The following is a 23,441-nucleotide window of genomic DNA, read 5'->3' as shown; positions in this document are numbered from 1 at the left end:
TCATGTCATTTTTAGGTAAATTAAGCTTAGATGCGATCCCGTATCACGAGCCAATCATCATGGTGACCCTCGCGGTCGTCGCGATCGCAGGCCTGTTCATCGCAGCCTTGATCACTAAATATAAGAAATGGAGCGTACTTTGGAACGACTGGTTAACTTCAGTTGACCATAAACGCCTTGGTATCATGTACATCATACTTGCGATGGTGATGCTTATCCGTGGCTTCTCCGATGCCATTATGATGCGTACCCAGCAAGCACTCGCAACCAACGGCGCCGCTGGTTATCTGCCGCCTGAACATTACGACCAAATCTTCACTGCCCACGGCGTGATTATGATTATCTTTATGGCTATGCCATTTATGATCGGTCTAATGAACTTAGTGGTACCGCTACAAATTGGTGCCCGCGACGTTGCTTTCCCTTTCTTGAATAATCTCAGTTTCTGGCTTACCGCTTCGGGTGCTGTGCTGATCAATATTTCATTAGGATTAGGCGAATTCGCTAAAACTGGTTGGGTTGCTTATCCACCACTCTCTGAGCTGGCTTATAGTCCGGGAGTTGGGGTCGATTATTATATTTGGGCACTGCAAATATCGGGTATAGGGACGACCTTAACTGGGGTGAACTTTATCGCCACGGTACTCAAAATGCGCGCTCCAGGTATGAAGCTAATGCAAATGCCAATTTTCACTTGGACTTGTACTTGGGCAAACATACTCATTGTTGCTTCGTTCCCTATTTTGACCGCGGTACTTGGCTTACTGACTCTTGACCGTTACATGGATTTCCACTTTTTCACCAATGAAGGTGGCGGTAACGCCATGATGTATATCAACCTATTTTGGGCGTGGGGACATCCTGAAGTTTACATTTTGGTTCTGCCTGCATTTGGTATTTTTTCTGAAGTGATTTCAACCTTTACCTCAAAACGACTCTTTGGTTACACCTCAATGGTGTGGGCAAGTGGGGTTATTTCTGTACTTGGTTTTATTGTTTGGCTACACCACTTCTTTACCATGGGCTCAAGCGCCAACGTTAACGCCTTTTTCGGGGTGATGACTATGGTTATTGCTGTGCCGACAGGGGTAAAACTATTTAACTGGTTGTTCACTATCTACCGTGGCCGTTTGCGTATCACGGTACCCGTATTGTGGACGTTAGGTTTTATGGTGACCTTTACCATAGGCGGGATGACTGGAGTGCTATTGGCCTTACCGGGTGCCGATTATGTCTTGCACAACAGCTTGTTCTTAATCGCGCATTTCCATAACACGATTATTGGTGGTGCTGTATTTGGTTACTTAGCCGGTTTTGCTTTCTGGTTCCCTAAAGCGACAGGTTTCCACTTAAATGAACGTTTAGGTAAAGCGTCATTCTGGTGCTGGCAAATTGGTTTCTATGTGGCATTTATGCCGTTGTACGTACTGGGCTTTATGGGTATGACACGTCGTATCAACCACATTGATAACCCAGCATGGAACATTTGGATTTACTTAGCCGCTGTGGGCGCTGCCATTATTTTAGTGGGTATTATTCTACAGTTTGTACAACTGTATGTGAGTATTCGTGATCGTGACCAAAACCGTGATACTACGGGCGATCCATGGAATGGCCACACCCTAGAATGGTCAACCGCATCACCACCACAATTTTATAATTTCGCTACGCTGCCACAGGTTGCTGATATCGATGCCTTTACCGATGCCAAAGAAAAAGGCACCGCGTATCAACGTCCAAAGCATTACCAAGCTATCCATATGCCTAAAAATACCCCAAGCGGTATCTTAATGGCTCTGGGCATTACGGCTGTGGGCTTTGCTGCTATTTGGCACATCTTGTGGTTAGCCATTGTGGGCTTAGTCGGCGCGTTCATCGTGTTCCTCTTCCGTGCTTATAACAATGACGTCGACTATTACGTTCAACCCGATGAAGTGGCTCGCATTGAAGATGCTCACTTAAACCATGTAGTAAGGGGCTGATATGAGTATTACAATCCCAGCAGATTTAAATGTTGCTCACAGTGACGAGCACCATGAACACCACGATACCAGTGGCAACACTCTATTTGGTTTCTGGCTTTACTTAATGACCGACTGCATTTTGTTTGCCTCGGTTTTCGCAACCTATGCGGTGCTCTACATGAACACCGATGGTGGCGTTTCAGGTAAAGACATTTTCGAACTCGATTTTGTGTTGATCGAAACTGCCGCTCTGTTAGTCAGTAGTATTACCTACGGCCTAGCGCTGATTTTTGCTAAGCGCCATAACAAAGCCGCTACCTTGGCTTGGTTACTCGTCACCTTCGCCCTTGGTTGTGTGTTTATTGGAATGGAAGTGTATGAATTCCATCACCTGATTGAACACGGTAATGGCCCACAGCGCAGTGCTTTCCTATCATCCTTTTTCGCCCTTGTCGGCATGCACGGTTTGCATGTAACTGCGGGTTTAATTTGGATGGTCATCATGATGGTTGAAGTGGCGAAAACCGGTTTAGGCCCTCGCAGCATCACCCGCTTGAGTTGCCTAAGTTTGTTCTGGCACTTCCTCGATATCGTGTGGATTTGTGTATTCACTGTCGTGTATTTATTGGGAGCACTGTAATGAGCGCACATCTTGATAGCCATAAGGCAGACGATCTGGCCGCAAGCATTAAGTCTTATTTAATGGGCTTTGCGCTGTCAGTGATATTAACCGCCATTCCATTTTGGGCGGTCATGACCCACCATTTCGAGAAAACAACCACGCTGAGCTTAGTGCTCGTGATGGCAATAGTGCAAATAGTGGTACACCTTAAGTACTTCTTACACTTAGATTTCTCGAAGGAAGGAAAAATCAATACCTTCTCCTTCCTGTTTACCGCCTTGATTATTGTCATGGTTGTAGGCTTGTCAGTGTGGATCATCCTCGAAGCTAACGCTTTGATGATGTAACGAGAGGCCACCAATGAATACACAAGACAGATTTATGTCACCGCAATGGAAAGCACGCTTCAAAGGGTATGTACAGGTTACTAAACCTGGCATCATTTTCGGGAATTTGATTTCCGTTGCTGGCGGTTTTTTATTGGCCGCCAAAGGCGATGTAAATCTAGTCTTGATGCTAGCAAGCTTAGTGGGATTGTCTTTGGTCGTGGCATCTGGCTGCGCTATCAACAACTGTATTGATCGCGATATTGACGCCAAAATGCAACGCACCTGTAAACGCGTGACCGTCACGGGTGAAATTGCACTGGTGAATGTGTTTATTTTCGGTGTGATATTAGGCGTTATTGGCTTTGGTATTTTAGCGATATTTACCAATGCATTAGCCCTGCTATTTGCTGTTATTGGTTACCTTGTTTATGTGGGCGTTTATAGCCTCTACATGAAACGTAACTCAGTGTATGGCACTTTGGTTGGCAGCTTCTCGGGTGCAGTACCGCCCGTGGTTGGCTATTGCAGTGTGACAGGGCAAATGGACATGGGCGCAGCTATTTTGCTGTTGATGTTCAGTCTATGGCAAATGCCACACTCTTATGCCATCGCGATTTTCCGCTTTAATGACTATGCCGCTGCAAATATTCCGGTATTACCGGTTGCTGAAGGCATGACTAAGGCAAAACTGCATATCGTACTTTATATTGCGGTGTTCGCTTTGGTCAGCACCATGTTGCCACTGGCGGGTTACACGGGTATCGCCTTCATGGCGGTCACCTGCGCGACCAGCCTGTGGTGGCTTGCTATGGCATTAAAAGGTTATCGTCACGGTATTGATATGCACCGCTGGGCTCGCCAAGTGTTTGGTTTTTCAATCATCACTATTACAGCGCTCAGTGTGACTATGGCGCTAGATTTTCAAGTGGTCAGCCAAACACCATTATTGACGTTAACTCAGTAAAGGCTCAGTTTATTCTGCTAAAAAAAGCGCTAACTTAGGTTAGCGCTTTTTTATTGATTAATTTAGCACCGATAAAAAGTGCATTTTAGGCAAACAACATTCGCCACCACATGCCTGGCAAGCTAGTAAAGCCTGTAGTGTAGTATTGGAGTTCTCCCGCTTTAAAGACCATTATCGTTGGCGTCGCCTGTAATGACCAATCACGAGCAATAGTATTATCGCTATCGTTAATCGTTTCAAAATCATAGCCTTGATGCTGAAGATATTTCTTTAGCTTTTCGTCTTCACCCGATCCCATCGCTACCGTTACCACGGGATAATGTTCAGACAGTTGATTAACCGCCGGACTGACAAAATTACACACTGGGCACCATGTCCCCCAAAAATACACCAGTACCGCTTGGTCTTGGCTAAGAGTGGTAATATCGACTTCGGCGCCCGCTAAGGTTATACCTCGTAGTGGGGGTAAATTATCCCGCGGGATGTCTTTACCACGCCAAAGGTCCATCACACTCGTCACCACAAGGGCAATGATCAGCCACAACAGCAACTGTTTGGCAAAATCCCATATGCGCTTAGGCAATGAGACTGAAACCTGTGCGGCGCTCATCTGTTCGGTTTGCTTTGGCTTCATCTTAACTACTCTTCTGAGTCTTATCTTGCGCTGCTATCGCGGCTTCTAGTTGCTCTTTTAGAACCTCATAGGGAACTAAGCCAGGAATAACCGTATCGGCAATTATCATACTTGGCGTGCCGCCTATGCCTAACTCATTCATTAGGTTAACATTATCATCTACCATTTGAGCAACTCGTGGGTCTGTATTACCAGCCCAACGCTCCGTTTTTGTCAGTTTAGCGACTTTGGCAATAGCGGCAGCATCCAGTCCACGCGGGCTCGACATCAACATGTCCTTCACTTTGAGATACTTTTCAGGCTCGTTTAACCATACGGTTTGAGCAAAGTCGACAGCTAGCTTTGATGCCTCACCCTGCAGAGGCACCATTTTGATAATAATTTTTAACTGCGGGAATTCTTCAATCAGCTGGTTCAGCGAAGGCTCGATTTTCTTGCAGTATGGGCAGTTAAAATCGGTGAAGTACACCATCTCAATCTCAGGTGTCGCAGAGCCCTTCCATGGATCGCTTTTCGTTTCATACATGGCCTCATGATTCATCACTAAGCTCGTCTGCATCGCGGCATCAGCACCCTGTTGCTCTCGTGATTGCAACGCAATAATGGCTTCTTTCAATAACTCAGGATCATTGATCAAAGCATCCTTAATCATGGCGCGTACTTCTTGCTGCTGTGTAGCGGTTAGGCTACTAGCATCTGCATGGGCAAAAGTGCTGATTGAGGGTAATGACACGACGAACATCGCCATTGCTACACCCGATACCGCAAACATTTGCAGCTTACGGTGTTTAAAAATCGTGCTTAATTTCGACATGTTTGTGACTCCATTTTCGTGCGTTAATTTATCAGTTTGAACTACATTTTTGACGTGAATCGTTGATTTCATCATAGGTTTTCCAATGTCATGGACCAGAGCTCGCGTCGTTCCAGTCGTTAACTATCTCTCAGTTAATTCACCAAAAGATCGAGTGTTAATAGCGTTAGTGTTCAGTTGTCGCCTCTTTAGACATAGATGAGGCTTGTTTAAGCGCATCAATTACCCGCTGGCTAGATAGAATTTCAGGTAATGCAATACCTTGCGGCGCATTAGGGCCATAGACGATATTAAAGGGCACGCCGAAACGATTGTGACTTTGGAGGTAATCAGTAATGGGCTGCGATGCTGTGGTCCAATCGCCTTTCATGGGTAATACATGTGCCTGTTGCAACAAGCTGTAGACGGGTTCTTGTAAGATCACGCCCACTTTATTGGCCTTACAGGTAATACACCAATCTGCGGTTACATCAACAAATACAGTCTTTCCTTGGGCAACCTGCTGGTCAATTAACGCTTGATCCAGTGGCGTCCAAGTAAGGTCTGTTGGTAAGGGTTTTGCCCATTGATTTGACGTGCTAAACGCGATGACAGCCGATAATAAAATACCCACGCCCAAACTGCTGACAATGGCAATAGCGCCGTATTTTTTAGCCATAAAAAACATAAAAATCAGCGCAATGGCAGCACCAAGTGGCCACAGATAAATCACATTAACAAAACTCGCTAATAGGCTGATTAACCACAAACTGGTGAGTAACAACATGGCGGAGAAAAATACTTTTACTATGTTCATCCAGCGGCCGGGTTTAGGGAAATAACCCGCCACTTGTGGAAATGCCGCCACCATTAACCAAGGCAGCGACATCCCCACAGCTAAAGCAGTAAAGATAACCAACAGGCTTAGCACATCGGCGCCCAAAGCGAATGCCACTGCGGTGCCCAAGAAAGGTGCGCTGCACGGCGTTGCCAGTAAAGTCGCAAACATGCCCTGTAAAAAGTGGCCACGGTTATTATTGCCGCCGGTTGTCGCCAGCTTGGTTTGTACGTTAGAAGGTAAGTTAATCTCAAAAACACCTAACATATTGAAAGCAAACACTGTAGTCACAAGCGCCATAAAGCCGATAAACCACGGATTTTGGAACTGCACGCCCCAGCCAATCGCTTGTCCAGTGAGTTTGAGTATTAAGATGAAGCCAGCCAGTAGCCAAAATGAGACTAAAATACCCAGCGCTGAGGCGATAAACTGTTGGCGGATTTGATTGCGTTGTAAATGAGGCGCAGCGACTACTGAGCTCAACTTCATCCCGAGTACCGGTAATACGCAGGGCATCACATTTAAAATCAACCCACCGAGAAGCGCCAACAATATAATGCTAAATATCGAGATGTTTTCCTGCGTAATCACCTTAGGTTCAACCTTGGCGCTATATTCGAGTGCTCGCTCACCATCAATAACCGTAACATTGAGTGGTTTACCTAATACTTCTGGTTCACCTAGCCAACTAGTGCCATTAAAAATAGCCACTAATTGCTGGCCCTCTAGAGCCGTTTCGCTCTTAGTTAAGCTCACTCGTTTAAATGTAGTATCGGGCTCGCCATCAATAATAATGCTGGGCTGCTGCCAGTTGGTATCATTCAGCCTGACTTCAAGCTGACTTTTAGCGGCATCCCAACCTAATGTCATCACAGGCGGCGCGCCCTCTGCTGCCACTACCTTTTGGGGCTCCCGCGATATAGCCTTGTTGTAAGCCAACATGGCATCAGTATTTGCTTGCAGTGCATTAGGGGTGAAATCAAGATTAATTTGATAATCAGTCAGTACACAGATGGTGGTGCAAGTCGATAACGTCACCTTACCGCGCAGCTGAGTTGGCGCGCTAATATCATCAACAGTTAGGAGTAATGGAAAGGTCGTATTACCTTTATAGCCAAAGGTTTGCAGCCCTAATAACGAAAACTCTGCAGGTGCAGGCCATGCCCAATCAACATGTTGTAGATTACGGGACTCATCCCATTTAATCGCCGGGGCAATACCGCCTTCCCCTGGACTACGCCAATAGGTTTTCCAATCGCCCTCAAGTTGAACCTCGAGTACCGCAGGCAAAGTATTCGATACTGGATCGACTGCGCCAGTCAGCATAAATCGCACCTTGACGGGCAAATGATGTTCATTCACTAACCATGGGGTTGATGCTGCCGATAACGCCGGACTCGCCACGAGCAAAACCAGCATCCACAATCGGATTGAGATGAATTTTAGAATGTGCATTTTATCCCCAAAGTATGCATTAACTGTAAGTTATTCAATTGCATATTAATCTCTTTGATATTTCGTCAGCATAACTACCGAGGTAATACTTAAGCGTGAATCGCCGTTGAGTGTACTTCCAAAGTGCATTTACGTTATGCCTTAGCTCATCTTTTAGCCATCGAAGTGCAGGCTAACGCTATGATCTCGTTATTTAAGTCCTCACGACTTAATAGGAGCGATACGCTAAAAGGTGTAGTTCAAAAAATTTGATAGGGAGATAAAGGTATAAAGCTGATGTTCAGCCGCGACTTAGTTCTGTTTATCAGCAATAAGCTGATGAGATAATTAACGATCCACAGACAAAGTTCACGCTGAAAAAATCACCTATCAAATTGATAAGTAAATTATTTTCATTCTTGAAAGCGGCAATGGGTGAGATGTATTCGCCGAGGTTTGGCTTGATAACGCTGTATAGGCAACAGTGTTATCACGCGGGAGGCGCGGGGGAGTAATGGCAGTAGGAACAATAACGTTAGAAAAGGGATAGAACTCGGTACATCAATACAGGTGCGGATCGACTTTTCAGACAATTCACATTTTTTAGGCTCAGTTTTAGCTAAATCACCCTCGCTAGAAAGGTTGCTAAGACTCACGCCTTTAACAATATCGCTTGAAAAAGAGGGGCCAGCAATCGCTTGCGTACTCGATGAATTGAGTAGCAATTTAAGCATTCCACTATTTTGAGTCAAACAAAACAAGGTCAGTATGGTAAAAACCATTACACCCCATAAATTGCCTGTTTGCTTAGTAAATAACTTAATAATATGAATTTCTCTGATCTTCTTTGTTAGAAAAAATACAAACGGCTTGGTACTAAACGTTCGTGGAGTATAAGACCGGAGGATTGTAACAATAGTTCATCGGCAAGCAAACTATTTGATTTTGCCCCTAAGCTAGTTGGCTCGTTTGCTTTTACTTAAGTATTATTTTAATAGCGCTAAGATTGTATCCTGCAGCATCGCCTAAAAAGAGCCTGAGTGTTTACAAACCTGATGCGCTAAGCCTATAAATGCCTCGGCTGCCGCAGTCTGATAAGCATCTTTTCGTTGCAGCAATACCGCAGTACGCTTGAGTAAAGTTGGCGTCAGAGCAATCGCTATCAGCTCATCGCGCTCACTAGCAATGTTAGAAGGTAATAATGTCGTCAATTGAGTATGGCGGACAATTTCAATGACGGCACTTAACGAGTTAGCCTCCATCAATACTGTTGGTTGGATATTGTGTTGATGGCAATAACGTTGAATTTGCTCACGGGTTACAAACTCATGACTGAGCAATACCAATGACTGCGCGTTCAATGTTTGCAAATCAATCGCCTGGTACTTTGCAAGTGGATGATTTTTATTAACCACCAATGCCAGCGTTTCAACCATAAGAATTTGCGATTCTATCTCGCTAGAGTGCACCTCAGCAAAGGCAATACCGACATCAAACTTATCATCAAGCAATTGTTTTTCCATATGCTCTTGTGACATCTCTTGCACGCTAACCGTGATATTGGGATGGCGATTATGGAATGCTTTTACTAACGGACCAATTAAGTAGGTAGTAAAGGTGGGAGTCATGGCAATGCGCAAAGCACCACGACTGAGGTTTTGTACATCGTGAATCGCTCGTCGCCCCTCATCTAAATCTTGCAAGGCTTTATGTGCATAACGTGCATACACTTCACCAGCATCAGTTAGATTAACACTGCGACCAGAACGATCAAACAGAGGCGCACCCAGCGTCTCTTCGAGTTGCTTTATTTGTTGAGATAAGGCTGGCTGCGAAACATACAAAGATGCAGCCGCCCGCGTAAAGCTTTGGTGTTTTGCAACAGCCAGAAAATAATTTATGTGTCTAAGTATCATCGTTCTCTACAGGAGCCAGACTTTATCTATAAGTATTTATTATGGACATAATAATATACCCGTCTTTTACCTTATTTCAATAGCCGCGTAGTATTCTCCCTATCGAAACAACAGAGACAACCGTTATGCAAGACGTTATTAAAGGTTTTTTAAAGTTCCATAGCGATGCATTTCCTGAACGCGCTGATCTGTTCAAGAATTTGGCGACCAAGCAGAGCCCGAATACCTTATTTATTTCTTGTTCAGATAGCCGCTTAGTACCTGAACTCGTCACCCAGCGTGAACCTGGTGGCCTATTTGTGATTCGCAATGCGGGCAACATAGTACCGTCCTATGGACCTGAGCCTGGAGGCGTCTCTGCATCGGTAGAGTATGCGGTGACCGCATTACAGGTAACAGATGTGGTGATATGTGGTCACTCAGACTGCGGCGCAATGTCTGCTATTGCAACCTGTCAATGCATGGATCACATGCCAGCCGTTGGCAGTTGGCTCCGTTACGCGGACTCTGCTCGCATCGTCAACGAATCGCTCAACCATCTAAGCGAGCATGATCGTATTGAATCTATGGTACGAGAGAATGTGATCGCTCAGATTGAAAACATTAAAACGCATCCTTCAGTTCGACTGGCTATTAGGGAAGGCCGCTTGGCTTTACACGGTTGGGTTTACGATATCGAGACGGGTAACATTGATGCCTTAGACGGCGTAACGAACAGTTTTGTTTCTCTTACGCAGCACACTAAGGTTCACGCTTACCCTGTACAGCTGCCTGAAGCAGTTTAATCCAATAATATTTACATTATTGTTAACTATAAATAATCATCACTAAAAGGTATTACCATGATTCAATCTCAAATTAGCAACGCTGCACGTCAAGCATTAACAGATACTATTATTGCCTTAAAAGCTGAAAAAAAATTATCATTCGAGCAAATAGCAGAAGGAACCGGTTTAAGCGATGTCTATGTAACGGCCGCTTTGTTAGGCCAACATCCTCTCCCTGCTGATGCAGCGAAAAAAGTGGGTGAAACCTTAGGTCTTGATGAGAATGCTATCTCATTACTACAAGCGATTCCGCTACGCGGCAGTGTCGGAGCGAGCATGCCAACAGATCCTACTATCTATCGTTTTTATGAGATGATGCAGGTTTATGGCACGACCCTTAAAGCACTCGTCCATGAACAGTTTGGCGATGGCATCATCAGTGCAATCAACTTTAAGATGGATATCAAAAAAGTGGCAGATCCAGAAGGTGGCGATCGCGCAGTCATTACGCTTGATGGTAAGTTTTTACCCTTCAAACCTTTTTAATGGTCTAGTTTAGCAGTCGCAACTTATTGAAAAGTTTGCCACGCTAAAAATAGATTTAGCATAGTAAAAGTCGGCGCAACACGTCGACTTTTGGCTACCTAGGATATTTATTTACTGATGCACACTGTTTATATTTCAGCCAAAAAGCAGCAATCATTGCTGAAGAAATTGTGGCCTATGGTGGTGATTTCTGGATTATCCCTGACATTACGTCCCTTGATTACATCCACCGGCCCTCTACTAGAGGAAATCCGCCTTACTACTGATATCGGGCTGCAGGTCGCGTCATTACTAGTTGTGTTACCTATGTTATGTATGGGGATACTGCCTTTATTGTTACCTTCAATTGGCAAAAAACTCAGTGAAAGTACATGGATAATTAGTGGGTTGCTTGCGATTGCTTTCACTGGCCTCTGGCGTTTTTTTTTGGATACTGGCTGGACATTAATTACTAGCGCTTTAATCGGTGGCGCAGGTATTGCCATTGTACAAGCGTTCGCGCCAGGAGTTGTTAAACGTTGGTATCCCAAACATGTACCGCTGGCAATGGGGGTTTATTCAGCCTCACTCATGGCGGGAGGCGGTATTGCCGCAATGCTAAGCCCTTTAGTCGCTCAGCATTACGGGAGCTGGCAAATAGGATTAGCCATATGGCTAATACTACCTGTTATTGCACTTTTACTGTGGTGGTTCAAACCGCATGAAGCAACAGAAACTAAAAATAGTAGCGTAAAATTCAATTTTTTTAGTAATCGCCGAGCGTGGTTATTAGCTTGTTATTTTGGACTCGCGAATGCCAGTTATGCTTGTATGATCGCTTGGCTTCCCACCTATGCGCGTAGTTTAGGTTGGAGCGCCCAAAGTAGCGGTATGTTGATTGGTATCATGACTGTGTTTCAGGTAGCAGGTGCACTCATAATACCTGTACTTTCATCTAATCGTTTAGATCGACGGCTGTGGTTATTTTTTGCCGTTGGTATTCAGGCTATTGGTTTTACAGGATTAATACTGATGCCAGCTTCATTTCTAATGCTTTGTGTATCGTTAATCGGTTGTGGTATGGGAGCCTGCTTTTCTTTGACTCTGACCGTCGCACTTGATCATGTAGCGATACCAAGAATCGCTGGAGCACTAACTGCATTTGTACAAGGTATTGGTTTTATCATTACCGCGATAATGCCTTATATTGCAGGATTATTGCGTGAATGGACTGGGAGCTTTCTGAGTGTTTGGTTAATGCTTCTGGTCATGCTTATTGGCATGCTGATGGTCACAATAAAGTTTTCACCTGAAAGTTACGCAAAGGCAATTGACTGTTAATATAATAATATTAAGGATTTATAATGAACAAATTATTTTTTTATGCGGCGCTGGCAACCTCTATATTGTCGATTGCGGCGGGCGCAAACACCTTACAAAGTAATCAAATTAAAAATAATGAAGCGAATGGTGGATCACATATGATGACAGTTCCTGTATTAACGGGTGAGATGGCACAAAACATCGTAAATGCGGCGGCATTAGAAGCTAAAAAAGAGCAGTTAATGGTGTCCATTACGGTCGTTGATGCTTCCGGACAAACTTTAGCCGTGTTAAGGGATCATCAAGCAGGCGTACATACCATCCGTGCCAGCTACAAAAAAGCTTACACTGCGAACTCACAAAAAAGAGAAACTGCGGTCATCGCTAAGGGAGTTGCGGATGGATCTATTCCTGCCGACATTCGGTATTTGGATGAAAATATACTGATTATGGATGGCGGTGTTCCTATCTTTATTAACGGTATCGTTGTGGGTGGCATAGGGGTCGGAGGGGCGCACGGCAGCCAAGATGTTCGTATTGCGAAAGCGGGTTTAAAAGCTTTAGATTAAATTTGTATGCATAAATACATTCGCACCACCATAAACTCTATTTTTATATTAAAATAATCATAGTGTTATCGCGATATTTGGAATTGCTGGTGAGCTGACAATCGATAAGAACATCATGTTGTTCACGCGAGTAGTCAGCTCCTTAGCTATCAATATATAAGGTGCGGCTAGGTTTATTCGGGAGCATTGGGGTAAAAATATCGCCTTGCGGGGGGTTAGGAGTCTACATTTCGCTCAGCGCTCTTTGGTTAAAATGCTAATAAAGTAGAATCCCGCCCTGCACTGTAAGTATGGTAGACGCACTGGGATGACTTGTAAAATATGCTTTAAATTTATAGCGTTATAAATTTTAGCAAGCGATTCATCGCTATTTCATTGCAGATTTAATGTATAGGTCGAAGCGATTTTTTTTAGTTTCGATGACGGAATGCGGCTTCACACCGTCTAAATATTCAGCATAATCGGGACGCTTAACCACCACACGCTTAGTTGCCAAAGCGAGCGCTGGCGCAAGCAGGCCATCAGCATCTAAATCGGCGCCAACTAAGGATTGAAATACACGCATTTCCTTTTTCACTAAGGCCGATTTATCACGGTGTGGATACATAGGATCAAGATAAACCACGTCAACATCTTGCTCCAGTTTTGCGAGTGCCTCTAAGCTAGAACCAGGGAACAAACGCATCCGCTCACGCATCCAATCACCAATTTCGGCATCTTGATAGGCGCGGCGTAAACCGTCCTCAAGTAATGCGGCAACCACAGGATGACGTTCAACCATAGTGACTGTACAACCTAGGCTCGCAAGCACGAAGGCATCGCGCCCTAAACCTGCAGTACCATCAACCACACTCGGCGTGACGCCTTGCTTTAATCCCACCGCTTTAGCGATAGATTGCCCACGACCACCACCAAATTTACGCCGATGCGCCACAGCACCAGTGACAAAATCGACCACTATGCCATCTAGCTTAGGTTCATCACGTTTATACAGTGATAAGGTATTTGATTCAAAACGCAATTCGAAAGGAGCATTCGCATCGTAGACAAGTTGCCAACGCGCACAAATCTCCACAAGTGTCGGGTATTGCTGATTGAAAAAGACTGGAATAGGCAAAGGGACCACTGTTTATACAATTAAAAACTTCGGTCATTATGCCAAAAGCAATCTTAGCTGAATACTGTCTTGGCTTGGCCAATTTACCCTAAGGACTATTATCCCTATAATTGCCCTCATGAATGCGGGTATTCCACCTGCACCACTCACCTTGGAAGATTCCATGTTAAGTTACCGCCATGGTTATCACGCAGGCAATTATGCCGATGTGTTGAAACACACCATCTTGCTTCAAACCTTGCAGCTGATGCACAAGAAAGACAAACCACTTGTGTATATCGATACCCATGCGGGTGCAGGTGGTTATGCTTTAAGCGATGAATTTGCACAAAAAACCGGTGAATACCTCGAAGGCGTAGCTAAGCTTTGGGATAAAACGGATTTGCCGCAATCGCTGCAGGACTATGTCGCCGCAGTGCGTCATTTTAATGAAGAAAACCCTGATGAACTCAACTTCTACCCGGGTTCGCCCGCCATTATAGACATGGAATTAGGGCCTAAAGATCGCATGGTGCTACACGAGCTGCACAGCACTGATTATGTGTTACTGGACGATTACTTTTGCGAAGATAGACAAGTTAAAGTACTTAATGGTGATGGCTTACAAGGTCTTATCGCCGCAGTGCCGCCACTAGAGCGCCGCGCTTTGGTACTGGTTGACCCAAGTTATGAGATGAAAACCGACTATCAAGATGTGGCCGAAACACTGATAAAAGCGCATAAACGCTTTGCCACTGGGGTTTTTCTATTATGGTATCCAGTCGTGAATCGTGCTCAAACCGAGGGCATGTTATCGCGCCTTGCTAACAGTGGTATTAAACGCCAACTACGCATAGAACAAGCAATCAAGCCCGATTCAGATGAATTTGGTATGACAGCAGCTGGCTTATGGGTCATCAACCCACCTTGGCAGTTAGATGAAATTGCGACTGAATTAATGGATTATTTAGGTAAGACACTCGGACAAGCTGACGGTAACATTACTGTGAAATGGGAAGTCGGCGAATAACGCTCTATTTTAATGGCAGCAAAAATTTAAATTTTCGCTGCCATTAACCTGCTATTTAGGATCTAATATCCAGCCGTTAAGCCCCCGCCTGCTCACGATAACGTTTCAATAAAATCTTTACTCGCTCAACATAGGCTTGAGTTTCAGGATAAGGCGGAATGCCATTGTACTGCACTACCGTTGTCGGCCCCGCATTGTAGGCGGCACAAGCCAGCGCCACATCACCGTTAAACTGTTTTAGCATTTGTGCCAAATATCGACTGCCCCCTAAAATATTTTCTTCAGGCAAAAAAGCGTTGGCCACGCCCATCTCTTTGGCTGTGTTTGGCATCAATTGCATTAAGCCCATCGCACCGGTACGCGAAACTGCGCGCGCATTAAAAGCAGACTCAGCATGGATCACTGCGCGGATTAAGGCAGGGTCGAGCTGATGTTTATGCGCTGCATGGGTGATAACCGCATCATAGTTAGCCGTAAATAGACGGATACCATTCCAATCAATGGTTGAGTCGGGGCGGCAGGCAAAACAGTCATAGAGTAAGATTTGATACGAGTTACTCACGGGAGCTTTGTCGGTAAAGACTGTGACACCATTAGCTTGTTGATATTGGTAAATCTTAAGTTTTTCTAGGCCTTCACGGCTCACTATGCCGTTATCGGAGTAACGCGCAACGATACGTGGTTTTGATTTTTCGCTAGCATCTTGCGCATAAGCGCTCGAGAATAATAATAAACTCAAGCTCAATACGGTCAGGTCACGAAGTGATAAATACGATGTGGCAGTCCATCTACAGGTAAGCGGTGAGCGAGTAGGCAACATCAGAGTCCCGTATGCTGGTTCAGTTTAAGTATTTCAATAATAGCAAAGAGTTGCTTCATCTCGCGGTTTATCTGACTAAATTCAGCGGAAAAAGTCGCCCCATTGAAAATAGACTGCATATTAAAATGGATACTGCGATTCGGTAAAAACATCATTAGCTTATTACGAAAAAAAGCACATTGGACATCCCCACCAAAATGTTTAGCAAGTTGCTGTAAGCGTTCCATAAATGCCGTGTTCAGCAAGTAACGCGACTCCACTTGATCCGTTGAAAACACATCAAACTCTTTTTCAAATTGCGGATCTTCAAGCTTTACTCGTGTCAGCCCTGCATAACTATCGGACACAAAGTTAACTAACCCACCACGGTCCCGCAGCACTACTGTATGGCCAGTAAACGCCTTATGACTATTCAGCTCAACCACTAAACCGTAAAATAGGGTATGAGTACGCGTAACGGTTCTTCGTCTATTGCTATTGATATCCTGCGTTTCAACTGTCACTTTTTTGGTCAAGGTAAGCTCATTAATCATCAAGTCAACGCCTTTATAGCAGCCTTGAATATAGTCGCCAAAGCGTACTTTATCGTAATGTGGCAATACCTTAGCCGCAACTAACCGATTCATGTCGAGACGCATTTCGCGGCTATAAACAAAATCCTCACCAAAATATTTAAACATCAGTGGATAAACATGTTGTTGCACAGACTGTTTAAAATCGCGAACTGGGGCAAAACTCCACCAGCCCAATCCAAGTAACGCAAGCAATGGTAAAGGAGGAAAATAAGCCGCTCCGCTGCGATAGCCAATAACAGTGAGCAAGGTGAGCCCAAGCACTATTATAAAACTCAAATACAAGCGTTTGCGCGCAGCCTTAAGGCAGGCCACGCGTTGAGTTTCATATTTGCGACTGATGGGGGCGATATTTTTATCGTAATACACTTGTAGCTGAGGCAAAGCCTCTAAATCTGCTGACAAACTTACCGGGCCGCGAACAGCGCGAATCGGGACACCTAAAATAAAAGTTAATATATTCATATTGATGTCATCGTATTGCAGGGTGGTCACTCACCCGTCGCGATCAAGTTACAAGTATTCGGCTGCATCAACGGGCGCTTTTGCCGACTCACTGACTTCATAAAATGGCATCACTTTAATATTCGCCATAGAAGCGATGATAGAACCGGGGAAAATTTCAACGGCGGTATTTAGCTCAGAAACCGCTGAATTATAAAAACGCCTCGCAGCGGAAATATGGGCTTCGACCTCGTTATAGGTTTGCATCGCCTGCAGCATAGTGTTGTCGGACTTGAGCTCAGGATAGTTTTCTACATTGACCATCAAGGTGCCCATTTTATCATTCAACCGTTCAGCCTGAGCTAAGTGCTCTTTAACCGCCTTAGGATCGGTCTTGGTATAGCTGTTGCTCAGTTGAGTTCGTAATTCGGTGATTTCAGTTAGCAGCGATTTTTCATGATCCATAAATCGTTTGGCTATTTTTAGAATGTTAGGCACAAGATCAGCACGCTTGGCTAACTGCACATCAATACCCGATAGAGCTTCGAGCGCGGTATTACGCTTTTTGACTAGGCTGACGTACCAAAGATAGGCCACGATAAAAATCAGCGTTAATCCCAATAATAATTTTTCCATCTTCCATCCTTAGGTTTCTTATTCTTATTAGCAGAATACAGCTAATCATAAATGAGTGGAAATTTCACCTACAGTACAGATTAAGACGATGAAATGCTGTGCTGGTCAGAGCTGATGAGGGGATTACGGCTATTTAACATCCAATACCCCCACTAAATGTCGTAACTGGGACGACAATAAATAGTGATCCTGACGATTAAAAAAGCGTAATCAAAATATAAATTTAACGATATTCAGCTCCGATACAGCAAATAACGACTATAGTGATATGGCACAACATTAGAGCATCCAATTTTGCTCGTGAATACTGGACTCCTCGAGAGTCCATTTTTTTATGCTATTTTTGCCTCATCACTTCAACAAAGCCAATCTGCAACATTTAAGTTTCAATTAAAACTTCGCAATCATACTTTCTGGCTAATTTTTTAACTTTTACCTTAGCGTTTATCCAGCATTCTATATCCGGAATCATCTCTCTCTGCGGCCTAATTGGCTAACGGCGATGTCTCGAGTCAATACTAGAGTCAAGGAAATAGCGTTGCGCCAGGGTCAATATAAAGGAAAGATGATGAGTGTTAACTCCGGTGATATCACCAATAAAAAAGCTTCGGGTCCACAACATAGTGATATCGGCGCCAATGGTTGGTTTGTGCGCTTTCTCAATGTTGTCGAACGCTTAGGCAATCTACTGCCGCACCCTATCACCCTATTTGCACTTTTTTGTGTCGCTGTAATCATTATTTCAGGTATCGCAGGCTACTTTGAGTTAACCGTTGTCGATCCTAGACCGATGGGCTCCCACGGTCGCAGTGCTGACGGTTTTATTCATGTAGTAAGCCTGATGAATGCCGAAGGCTTGCGAATGATCGTCTCAAATCTAGTGACTAATTTTACCGGTTTTACACCGCTCGGTACTGTGCTTGTGGCACTACTGGGCGTTGGAATTGCTGAGCGTTCAGGCTTATTATCCGCTGCCATGCGCGCCTTGGTGATGGGTGCCTCAAGGCGATTAGTGACTGTGACAATAGTCTTTGCCGGCATTTTGTCTAACACCGCTGCTGAGCTTGGGTATGTCGTATTGATCCCTATGGCGGCAATGATTTTTCATTCTCTTGGTCGTCATCCTCTCGCGGGTTTAGCTGCCGCATTTGCTGGGGTTTCTGGCGGCTATAGTGCCAACTTGTTACTGGGTACTGTCGATCCCTTGTTATCGGGTATTACCGAAGCTGCGGCGCGCATGATAGACCCTCAGTATAACGTTGGCCCAGAGGTGAACTGGTACTTTATGTTTGTCTCCACCTTTGTGATCACTTTCCTTGGCGCCTTTGTCACCGAGAAAATTGTCGAACCTAAGTTAGGTAAATACCAAGATGATGATGCGGACGAAACCGTACTGCAATCAATGGAAAATGTCAGTGCCATTGAAATACGCGGCCTAAAATGGGCAGGATTATCTATGTTGGTGCTCACTGTCATCTTAGCACTTTCGGTCGTACCAGAAGGTGCGCCACTGCGCCATCCAGAAACAGGACTCATATCAGGCTCACCATTCCTTAAGGGGATAGTCGCCTTTATCTTTATCTGCTTTGCTATTCCGGGTTTTATTTACGGCAAAGTCGTTGGCAGTATTAAGAATGATAAAGATGTCATCAATGCCATGTCCCACAGCATGAGCACTATGGGAATGTATATTGTGCTGGTGTTCTTTGCGGCGCAGTTTGTCGCCTTCTTCAACTGGAGTAATTTAGGCGCGGTATTAGCCGTATTAGGCGCTGATGGCCTGCAATCTATTGGACTTACTGGCCCAATCGTATTTCTATTTTTTATTGTGCTCTGCGGCTTTATCAACCTAATGCTGGGCAGCGCCTCGGCTCAATGGGCTATTACGGCACCGATTTTTGTACCTATGCTGATGCTGGTGGGTTATGCGCCCGAAACAATTCAAGCGGCATACCGTATTGGAGATTCAGTGACAAACTTAATCACACCTATGATGAGTTACTTCGGTTTAATTTTAGCGGTGGCTTGCCGTTACCAAAAAAACTTAGGTATCGGCACACTGATTGCGACTATGCTACCGTACACTTTAGTCTTTTTTGTAGGCTGGACAGCGTTCTTCTTCCTGTGGGTATTTGGCTTTGGGCTACTAGTTGGACCTGGCGCGGCGACTTACTACACGCCTTAAATACACATAAAAAAACGCAATAAAAAGGGCGCCGAAGATGACCTCTACGCCCTTACTTTATCGGGTAAATTCTAGTCGTATAACCATTCCATCAACAGACTGCAAATCATCAAAAATATACCTAGATTAAACACATAGGTCTGCAGTGTAGACTTTTCTGTCGTGTCCTCGGCTTGTGACACTATCTGACTCACAGGCATAAAAAACAGCTTAGGCGCTAACCCCATCGCCACAAATAATACCGCGGCACCGACGCAACGGGTTAACTCAGGCAGAATAAGCTCCAGCCAATAAAACGTATAAACACCATAAGCCAAAATAGCCAGTGCTATGATATGGCATACCATTCCTACGATAAGCTGCTTAGTTGCAAGATTACCCCACGAAAATACCATATCACTCCTATACTCGCTTTTACGCTAACGATTGATGATATTCGCGCGCAGTTTATCTCGTCTGTGATTAATCTGCACCCACGCATACCAACCAAATAAAATACCGCCAATGGGATAAATATAGAGTGCTTTTTGCAGTTCTACCCCAAATGAATCGTCCCATATAAAATAATTTATCAAAGCGACGATAAGCGATGTCAGCAGGCCCCAATAAAGTACACCGACAACTAAAATACTGTGCAACTTACCCTTGGCGATTCGCGTATCTAATTCTTGTAATTCCAACGTAGAATTATACATATCTTCCCTGCGAGTGATGATGACATAAACCTAATATGCCACAACTTACTGACTATCAATATTATTATTTAACCTGATATTCTTTTATTTGAATAAAAAAAAGCCCTGCTATTGCAGGGCTTTAGTCTAGAAACGACTGAGCTTATTCAGCTGAGTTTGGTTTCTCTTCTTGACCTTTCTTCTCGCGCTTACTGAAAAGGCGCTCCACTATTACAAAGAATAATGGTACGAAGAAAATACCTAAGAAAGTCGAGCTCAACATACCACCAAGTACCGCAGTACCGATGGCATTTTGGCTACCAGAACCCACGCCAGAGCTAATGGCTAATGGCACAACACCAAGACCAAAGGCGAGAGACGTCATTAAGATAGGACGTAGACGCACACGAACCGCGTGTAACGTTGCCTCGACCAAGCCAGAGCCTTTCTCGTAGAATTCTTTAGCAAATTCAACAATTAATATGGCGTTCTTGGTTGCTAAGCCCACCGTAGTTAATAGCCCTACTTGGAAGAACACGTCATTGGGTAAGCCGCGACCATTCATCGCTATCAGTGCACCGATAATTCCGAGCGGAACCACGAGCACAACGGCAAATGGGACTGACCAACTCTCATAAAGTGCTGCCAATACTAAGAAAACCACTAAGATGGACAACGCATATAGAGCAGGCGCTTGGTTACCCGACAGACGTTCTTCGTACGATAAGCCATTCCACTCAATACCAAAGCCTGGCGGTAACTGCTTTACCAGATCTTCCATAATGGTCATTGCAGCACCCGTACTAAACCCTGCTGCTGTTGCCCCTTGAATGTTCATCGCTGGCAAACCATCGAAGCGCTCTAAACGTGGAGAACCGTATTCCCATGCCCCAGTTGCGAAGGCAGAGAAAGGAACCATATCACCGCTATTATTGCGTACGTACCACTTATCTAAGTCGCCAGGTTGCATCCGATATTGCGCATCACCTTGCACATACACTTTTTTCACACGACCACGGTCAATAAAGTCGTTCACATAAGAACCACCCCAAGCCGTAGCAAGAACACTGTTTACACTGGCAATTTCAATACTTAATGCACTCAGCTTAGCGTGATCAACGTGTAACTGATAAATTGGTGCATCTTCTTGGCCGTTAGGACGTACGCCAACCAAATTAGGATTCTGCGCCGCCATACCGAGCAGCTGATTACGTGCCGCCAGTAACTTATCGTGACCTTGGCCGTTCTTATCCTGCAGGTACATATCGAAACCGTTAGCAGTACCTAATTCGATTACTGCTGGCGGCACGAAAGCGAAGACTAACGCATCTTTCATCTGGCTAAATGCACCCATGGCGCGACCAGCGATAGACTGAACATCCATACCAGGCTCTGAACGCTCAGACCAATCTTTAAGACCAACGAAAGCTAAGCCCATGTTTTGCCCTTGACCGGCAAAACTAAAGCCCGCCACGCTAAACACTGAGTTTACGCCCTCTTCAGCCATAAAATGATCAGAGACTTTTTCTAATACTTTTAACGTGCTTTCTTGCGTAGAGTTCGTTGGCAAAATCGCTTGAGTAAACAAAATACCTTGGTCTTCATCGGGCAAGAATGCGGTAGGCATGCGGATAAAAATCCAACCTACGGCAATAACTAGCACCACATAAATCGCCATTACTCTAAAGCCGCGCTTGATGATACTTGCAACGCTAGATTCATAACGGTTAGTTAAGTTGTCAAATGTGCGGTTAAACCAACCGAAGAACCCAGTTTCAATATGACCATGGCCCTTTTTAACCGGTTTAAGCATAGTCGCACACAGTGCCGGTGTTAACACCACTGCGACCAGTACCGAAAGCGCCATTGCTGACACGATCGTGATCGAGAATTGACGATAAATCACACCCGTTGAACCCGACATAAATGCCATAGGGACAAATACGGCCGACAACGTCAGACCAATACCCACTAGAGCTCCGGTGATTTGATCCATCGATTTACGGGTGGCCTCAAGCGGACTCAAGCCTTCTTCTGCCATCACCCGTTCGACGTTTTCCACCACCACAATCGCATCATCCACCAACAGACCGATAGCAAGCACCATAGCAAACATGGTTAAGGTATTAATCGAAAAACCAGTTATCGACAGAATCGCAAAGGTACCTAAGAGTACAACAGGTACTGCAATGGTCGGGATCAGCGTTGCGCGGAAATTTTGCAGGAACAGGTACATGATGATAAACACCAGTACAATCGCTTCAAGCAGAGTATGCACCACACCTTCAATCGATTGCTCAACGAAAGGCGTTGTATCATATGGATAAACAACATCTAGCCCCTGCGGGAAGAACGGCTTCAACTCGGCAACTTTTTCACGTACCGCAGCAGCCGTGTCTAACGCGTTAGCCCCCGTTGCGAGCTTAATTGCTAATCCTGCTGCAGGTTTGCCGTTATACAATGATACTACGGCATAACTTTCAGAACCTAACTCAACACGTGCTACATCACTTAAATAGACGTTTGCGCCTGAGGTATCTGATTTAAGGATAATCTTGCGAAACTGTTCAGGTGTTTGTAAACGGCTTTGAGCCGATACGGTCGCGTTTAACTCTTGACCAGGCAATGATGGCGAACCACCTAATTGTCCCGCTGATACCTGAGCATTCTGCGAACGAATCGCCGACATGACATCTAAGCTGGTTAAGCTGTATTGGGTTAATTTCAGCGGATCTAGCCATATACGCATCGCGTACTGGGCACCAAACAACTGAATTTCACCTACACCCGCAACACGGCTCATAGGGTCTTGAATGTTCGCACCAACGTAGTCAGCAATATCGCCTTTGTCTAAGGAACCATCAGACGATACAAAGGCCAAAACCATTAGGAAGCCTGAACTCGATTTGTTAACGTTAACGCCTTGAGACTGCACTTCCTGAGGTAACAGGGTCATAGCACCCTGTAACTTATTTTGCACTTGAACCTGTGCAATATCAGGATCCGCCTCCGCATTAAACGTTAGCTTAATCTCTGCATTACCAAAACTATCACTGGTTGAGGCAATATAACGCAGGTGGTCAATCCCTTTCATCCGTTGCTCAATTACCTGAGTCACAGAATCTTCTACAATTTTTGCAGACGCACCGGGATAGTTAGCAGTAATCACCACGGTTGGGGGGGCAATACTTGGATATTGGGATACTGGTAACGAGCGGATCGAGAGGATCCCCGCCAGCATAATTATCAAAGCGATCACCCATGCGAAAATGGGGCGATCAATAAAAAAACGTGCCATAGCTATGC

22 protein-coding genes are annotated in these 23,441 nt (G+C 44.8%); 10 read left to right on the top strand and 12 right to left on the bottom strand.

Annotated features, from left to right (window positions below; all coding sequences use genetic code 11):
• Positions 1 to 2: 2 nt before the first annotated feature.
• The 4 genes from cyoB to cyoE are packed head-to-tail and all read left to right on the top strand — an operon-like array spanning position 3 to position 3,879.
• On the top strand, positions 3 to 1,982 hold the full coding sequence (cyoB, locus tag L2717_RS04600) for a cytochrome o ubiquinol oxidase subunit I (protein ID WP_076497302.1): 1,980 nt from the start codon (positions 3 to 5) through the stop codon (positions 1,980 to 1,982).
• Position 1,983: 1 nt separating this feature from the next.
• The gene (cyoC, locus tag L2717_RS04595; protein WP_220772054.1) at positions 1,984 to 2,604 is read left to right on the top strand and encodes a cytochrome o ubiquinol oxidase subunit III; all 621 of its coding nucleotides are present in this window, start codon (positions 1,984 to 1,986) and stop codon (positions 2,602 to 2,604) included.
• Positions 2,604 to 2,933 (top strand): cytochrome o ubiquinol oxidase subunit IV, encoded by a 330-nt coding sequence (cyoD, locus tag L2717_RS04590; RefSeq protein ID WP_220772052.1) that lies wholly within the window; start codon positions 2,604 to 2,606, stop codon positions 2,931 to 2,933. The genes cyoC and cyoD overlap by 1 nt, the downstream gene beginning before the upstream one ends.
• Positions 2,934 to 2,946: 13 nt before the next feature.
• Entirely contained in the window at positions 2,947 to 3,879 is a 933-nt protein-coding gene (gene cyoE, locus L2717_RS04585; RefSeq protein ID WP_220772050.1) for a heme o synthase, read from the top strand.
• An 85-nt stretch (positions 3,880 to 3,964) separates the two neighbouring features.
• On the opposite strand, the gene L2717_RS04580 is transcribed toward cyoE, so the two are convergent.
• The 5 genes from L2717_RS04580 to cynR form a co-directional block, all read right to left on the bottom strand.
• Entirely contained in the window at positions 3,965 to 4,489 is a 525-nt protein-coding gene (locus L2717_RS04580) for a protein disulfide oxidoreductase (protein ID WP_076497506.1), read from the bottom strand.
• Between the two features lie 25 nt (positions 4,490 to 4,514).
• The gene (locus L2717_RS04575; RefSeq protein ID WP_220772117.1) at positions 4,515 to 5,399 is read right to left on the bottom strand and encodes a DsbA family protein; all 885 of its coding nucleotides are present in this window, start codon (positions 5,397 to 5,399) and stop codon (positions 4,515 to 4,517) included.
• Positions 5,400 to 5,493: 94 nt separating this feature from the next.
• Positions 5,494 to 7,599 carry a protein-disulfide reductase DsbD family protein gene (locus L2717_RS04570; RefSeq protein ID WP_220772048.1) on the bottom strand — a complete coding sequence of 702 codons (2,106 nt, stop codon included), beginning with the start codon at positions 7,597 to 7,599 and terminating at the stop codon, positions 5,494 to 5,496.
• A 392-nt stretch (positions 7,600 to 7,991) separates the two neighbouring features.
• Positions 7,992 to 8,360 (bottom strand): hypothetical protein, encoded by a 369-nt coding sequence (locus L2717_RS04565; protein ID WP_220772046.1) that lies wholly within the window; start codon positions 8,358 to 8,360, stop codon positions 7,992 to 7,994.
• Positions 8,361 to 8,603: 243 nt separating this feature from the next.
• Complete coding sequence (gene cynR / locus L2717_RS04560; protein WP_220772044.1) at positions 8,604 to 9,494, bottom strand: transcriptional regulator CynR; 891 nt, start codon at positions 9,492 to 9,494, stop codon at positions 8,604 to 8,606.
• Positions 9,495 to 9,619: 125 nt separating this feature from the next.
• Here cynR and L2717_RS04555 point away from each other — a divergent pair, with 125 nt between their 5' ends.
• From L2717_RS04555 to L2717_RS04540, 4 genes are all read left to right on the top strand, one after another.
• Positions 9,620 to 10,279, top strand: coding sequence for a carbonic anhydrase (locus tag L2717_RS04555; protein ID WP_220772042.1), 660 nt, complete (start codon positions 9,620 to 9,622; stop codon positions 10,277 to 10,279).
• A gap of 57 nt (positions 10,280 to 10,336) precedes the next feature.
• Positions 10,337 to 10,807, top strand: a complete 471-nt coding sequence (cynS, locus tag L2717_RS04550) for a cyanase (protein WP_220772040.1) — start codon at positions 10,337 to 10,339, stop codon at positions 10,805 to 10,807.
• 117 nt (positions 10,808 to 10,924) lie between these two features.
• Positions 10,925 to 12,127: a CynX/NimT family MFS transporter gene (locus tag L2717_RS04545; protein WP_220772039.1), complete on the top strand. Its 1,203-nt coding sequence runs from the start codon at positions 10,925 to 10,927 to the stop codon at positions 12,125 to 12,127.
• Positions 12,128 to 12,150: 23 nt separating this feature from the next.
• Complete coding sequence (locus tag L2717_RS04540) at positions 12,151 to 12,678, top strand: GlcG/HbpS family heme-binding protein (RefSeq protein WP_220772037.1); 528 nt, start codon at positions 12,151 to 12,153, stop codon at positions 12,676 to 12,678.
• A gap of 367 nt (positions 12,679 to 13,045) precedes the next feature.
• Here the strand turns inward: L2717_RS04540 and L2717_RS04535 are convergent, their stop codons facing one another.
• Positions 13,046 to 13,795, bottom strand: coding sequence for a class I SAM-dependent methyltransferase (locus tag L2717_RS04535; RefSeq protein WP_220772035.1), 750 nt, complete (start codon positions 13,793 to 13,795; stop codon positions 13,046 to 13,048).
• Positions 13,796 to 13,958: 163 nt separating this feature from the next.
• Here L2717_RS04535 and L2717_RS04530 point away from each other — a divergent pair, with 163 nt between their 5' ends.
• The gene (locus tag L2717_RS04530) at positions 13,959 to 14,804 is read left to right on the top strand and encodes a 23S rRNA (adenine(2030)-N(6))-methyltransferase RlmJ (RefSeq protein ID WP_220772033.1); all 846 of its coding nucleotides are present in this window, start codon (positions 13,959 to 13,961) and stop codon (positions 14,802 to 14,804) included.
• Positions 14,805 to 14,880: 76 nt separating this feature from the next.
• Here the strand turns inward: L2717_RS04530 and L2717_RS04525 are convergent, their stop codons facing one another.
• From L2717_RS04525 to L2717_RS04515, 3 genes are read right to left on the bottom strand one after another with little or no spacing between them, the layout of a single operon-like run.
• Positions 14,881 to 15,624 carry a lytic transglycosylase domain-containing protein gene (locus L2717_RS04525; RefSeq protein ID WP_220772031.1) on the bottom strand — a complete coding sequence of 248 codons (744 nt, stop codon included), beginning with the start codon at positions 15,622 to 15,624 and terminating at the stop codon, positions 14,881 to 14,883.
• Positions 15,624 to 16,661 (bottom strand): DUF3137 domain-containing protein, encoded by a 1,038-nt coding sequence (locus tag L2717_RS04520; protein WP_220772029.1) that lies wholly within the window; start codon positions 16,659 to 16,661, stop codon positions 15,624 to 15,626. The genes L2717_RS04525 and L2717_RS04520 overlap by 1 nt, the downstream gene beginning before the upstream one ends.
• Before the next feature lie 48 nt (positions 16,662 to 16,709).
• Positions 16,710 to 17,276, bottom strand: a complete 567-nt coding sequence (locus L2717_RS04515) for a LemA family protein (protein ID WP_220772027.1) — start codon at positions 17,274 to 17,276, stop codon at positions 16,710 to 16,712.
• 568 nt (positions 17,277 to 17,844) lie between these two features.
• Here L2717_RS04515 and L2717_RS04510 point away from each other — a divergent pair.
• Complete coding sequence (locus tag L2717_RS04510) at positions 17,845 to 19,461, top strand: AbgT family transporter (protein ID WP_246611712.1); 1,617 nt, start codon at positions 17,845 to 17,847, stop codon at positions 19,459 to 19,461.
• A gap of 71 nt (positions 19,462 to 19,532) precedes the next feature.
• On the opposite strand, the gene L2717_RS04505 is transcribed toward L2717_RS04510, so the two are convergent.
• The 3 genes from L2717_RS04505 to L2717_RS04495 all read right to left on the bottom strand — a co-directional run bounded on the left by L2717_RS04505 (position 19,533) and on the right by L2717_RS04495 (position 23,433).
• On the bottom strand, positions 19,533 to 19,856 hold the full coding sequence (locus tag L2717_RS04505) for a hypothetical protein (protein WP_220772026.1): 324 nt from the start codon (positions 19,854 to 19,856) through the stop codon (positions 19,533 to 19,535).
• A gap of 24 nt (positions 19,857 to 19,880) precedes the next feature.
• Positions 19,881 to 20,156 (bottom strand): hypothetical protein, encoded by a 276-nt coding sequence (locus L2717_RS04500; protein ID WP_220772025.1) that lies wholly within the window; start codon positions 20,154 to 20,156, stop codon positions 19,881 to 19,883.
• A gap of 142 nt (positions 20,157 to 20,298) precedes the next feature.
• Entirely contained in the window at positions 20,299 to 23,433 is a 3,135-nt protein-coding gene (locus L2717_RS04495) for an efflux RND transporter permease subunit (protein ID WP_220772023.1), read from the bottom strand.
• Between the last annotated feature and the right edge of the window lie 8 nt (positions 23,434 to 23,441).

Origin of the sequence: Shewanella glacialipiscicola, from assembly GCF_023283485.1 — a bacterium.
GTDB classification, from domain to species: domain Bacteria; phylum Pseudomonadota; class Gammaproteobacteria; order Enterobacterales; family Shewanellaceae; genus Shewanella; species Shewanella glacialipiscicola.
This window is presented reverse-complemented; position numbering and strand designations above follow the sequence as displayed.

Bases quoted from the DNA above. Each gene is read 5' to 3' on its own strand.
- L2717_RS04505 (WP_220772026.1), bottom strand. From the start codon at position 19,856: ATGGTATTTTCGTGGGGTAATCTTGCAACTAAGCAGCTTATCGTAGGA.
- cyoC (WP_220772054.1), top strand. From the start codon at position 1,984: ATGAGTATTACAATCCCAGCAGATTTAAATGTTGCTCACAGTGACGAG.
- L2717_RS04575 (WP_220772117.1), bottom strand. From the start codon at position 5,399: ATGAAATCAACGATTCACGTCAAAAATGTAGTTCAAACTGATAAATTA.
- L2717_RS04495 (WP_220772023.1), bottom strand. From the start codon at position 23,433: ATGGCACGTTTTTTTATTGATCGCCCCATTTTCGCATGGGTGATCGCT.
- cynR (WP_220772044.1), bottom strand. From the start codon at position 9,494: ATGATACTTAGACACATAAATTATTTTCTGGCTGTTGCAAAACACCAA.
- L2717_RS04525 (WP_220772031.1), bottom strand. From the start codon at position 15,624: ATGTTGCCTACTCGCTCACCGCTTACCTGTAGATGGACTGCCACATCG.
- cyoD (WP_220772052.1), top strand. From the start codon at position 2,604: ATGAGCGCACATCTTGATAGCCATAAGGCAGACGATCTGGCCGCAAGC.
- L2717_RS04555 (WP_220772042.1), top strand. From the start codon at position 9,620: ATGCAAGACGTTATTAAAGGTTTTTTAAAGTTCCATAGCGATGCATTT.
- L2717_RS04565 (WP_220772046.1), bottom strand. From the start codon at position 8,360: ATGGTTTTTACCATACTGACCTTGTTTTGTTTGACTCAAAATAGTGGA.
- L2717_RS04520 (WP_220772029.1), bottom strand. From the start codon at position 16,661: ATGAATATATTAACTTTTATTTTAGGTGTCCCGATTCGCGCTGTTCGC.
- L2717_RS04500 (WP_220772025.1), bottom strand. From the start codon at position 20,156: ATGTATAATTCTACGTTGGAATTACAAGAATTAGATACGCGAATCGCC.
- L2717_RS04540 (WP_220772037.1), top strand. From the start codon at position 12,151: ATGAACAAATTATTTTTTTATGCGGCGCTGGCAACCTCTATATTGTCG.
- cynS (WP_220772040.1), top strand. From the start codon at position 10,337: ATGATTCAATCTCAAATTAGCAACGCTGCACGTCAAGCATTAACAGAT.
- L2717_RS04570 (WP_220772048.1), bottom strand. From the start codon at position 7,599: ATGCACATTCTAAAATTCATCTCAATCCGATTGTGGATGCTGGTTTTG.
- L2717_RS04510 (WP_246611712.1), top strand. From the start codon at position 17,845: ATGAGTGTTAACTCCGGTGATATCACCAATAAAAAAGCTTCGGGTCCA.
- cyoB (WP_076497302.1), top strand. From the start codon at position 3: ATGTCATTTTTAGGTAAATTAAGCTTAGATGCGATCCCGTATCACGAG.
- L2717_RS04545 (WP_220772039.1), top strand. From the start codon at position 10,925: ATGCACACTGTTTATATTTCAGCCAAAAAGCAGCAATCATTGCTGAAG.
- L2717_RS04580 (WP_076497506.1), bottom strand. From the start codon at position 4,489: ATGAGCGCCGCACAGGTTTCAGTCTCATTGCCTAAGCGCATATGGGAT.
- L2717_RS04530 (WP_220772033.1), top strand. From the start codon at position 13,959: ATGTTAAGTTACCGCCATGGTTATCACGCAGGCAATTATGCCGATGTG.
- L2717_RS04515 (WP_220772027.1), bottom strand. From the start codon at position 17,276: ATGGAAAAATTATTATTGGGATTAACGCTGATTTTTATCGTGGCCTAT.
- cyoE (WP_220772050.1), top strand. From the start codon at position 2,947: ATGAATACACAAGACAGATTTATGTCACCGCAATGGAAAGCACGCTTC.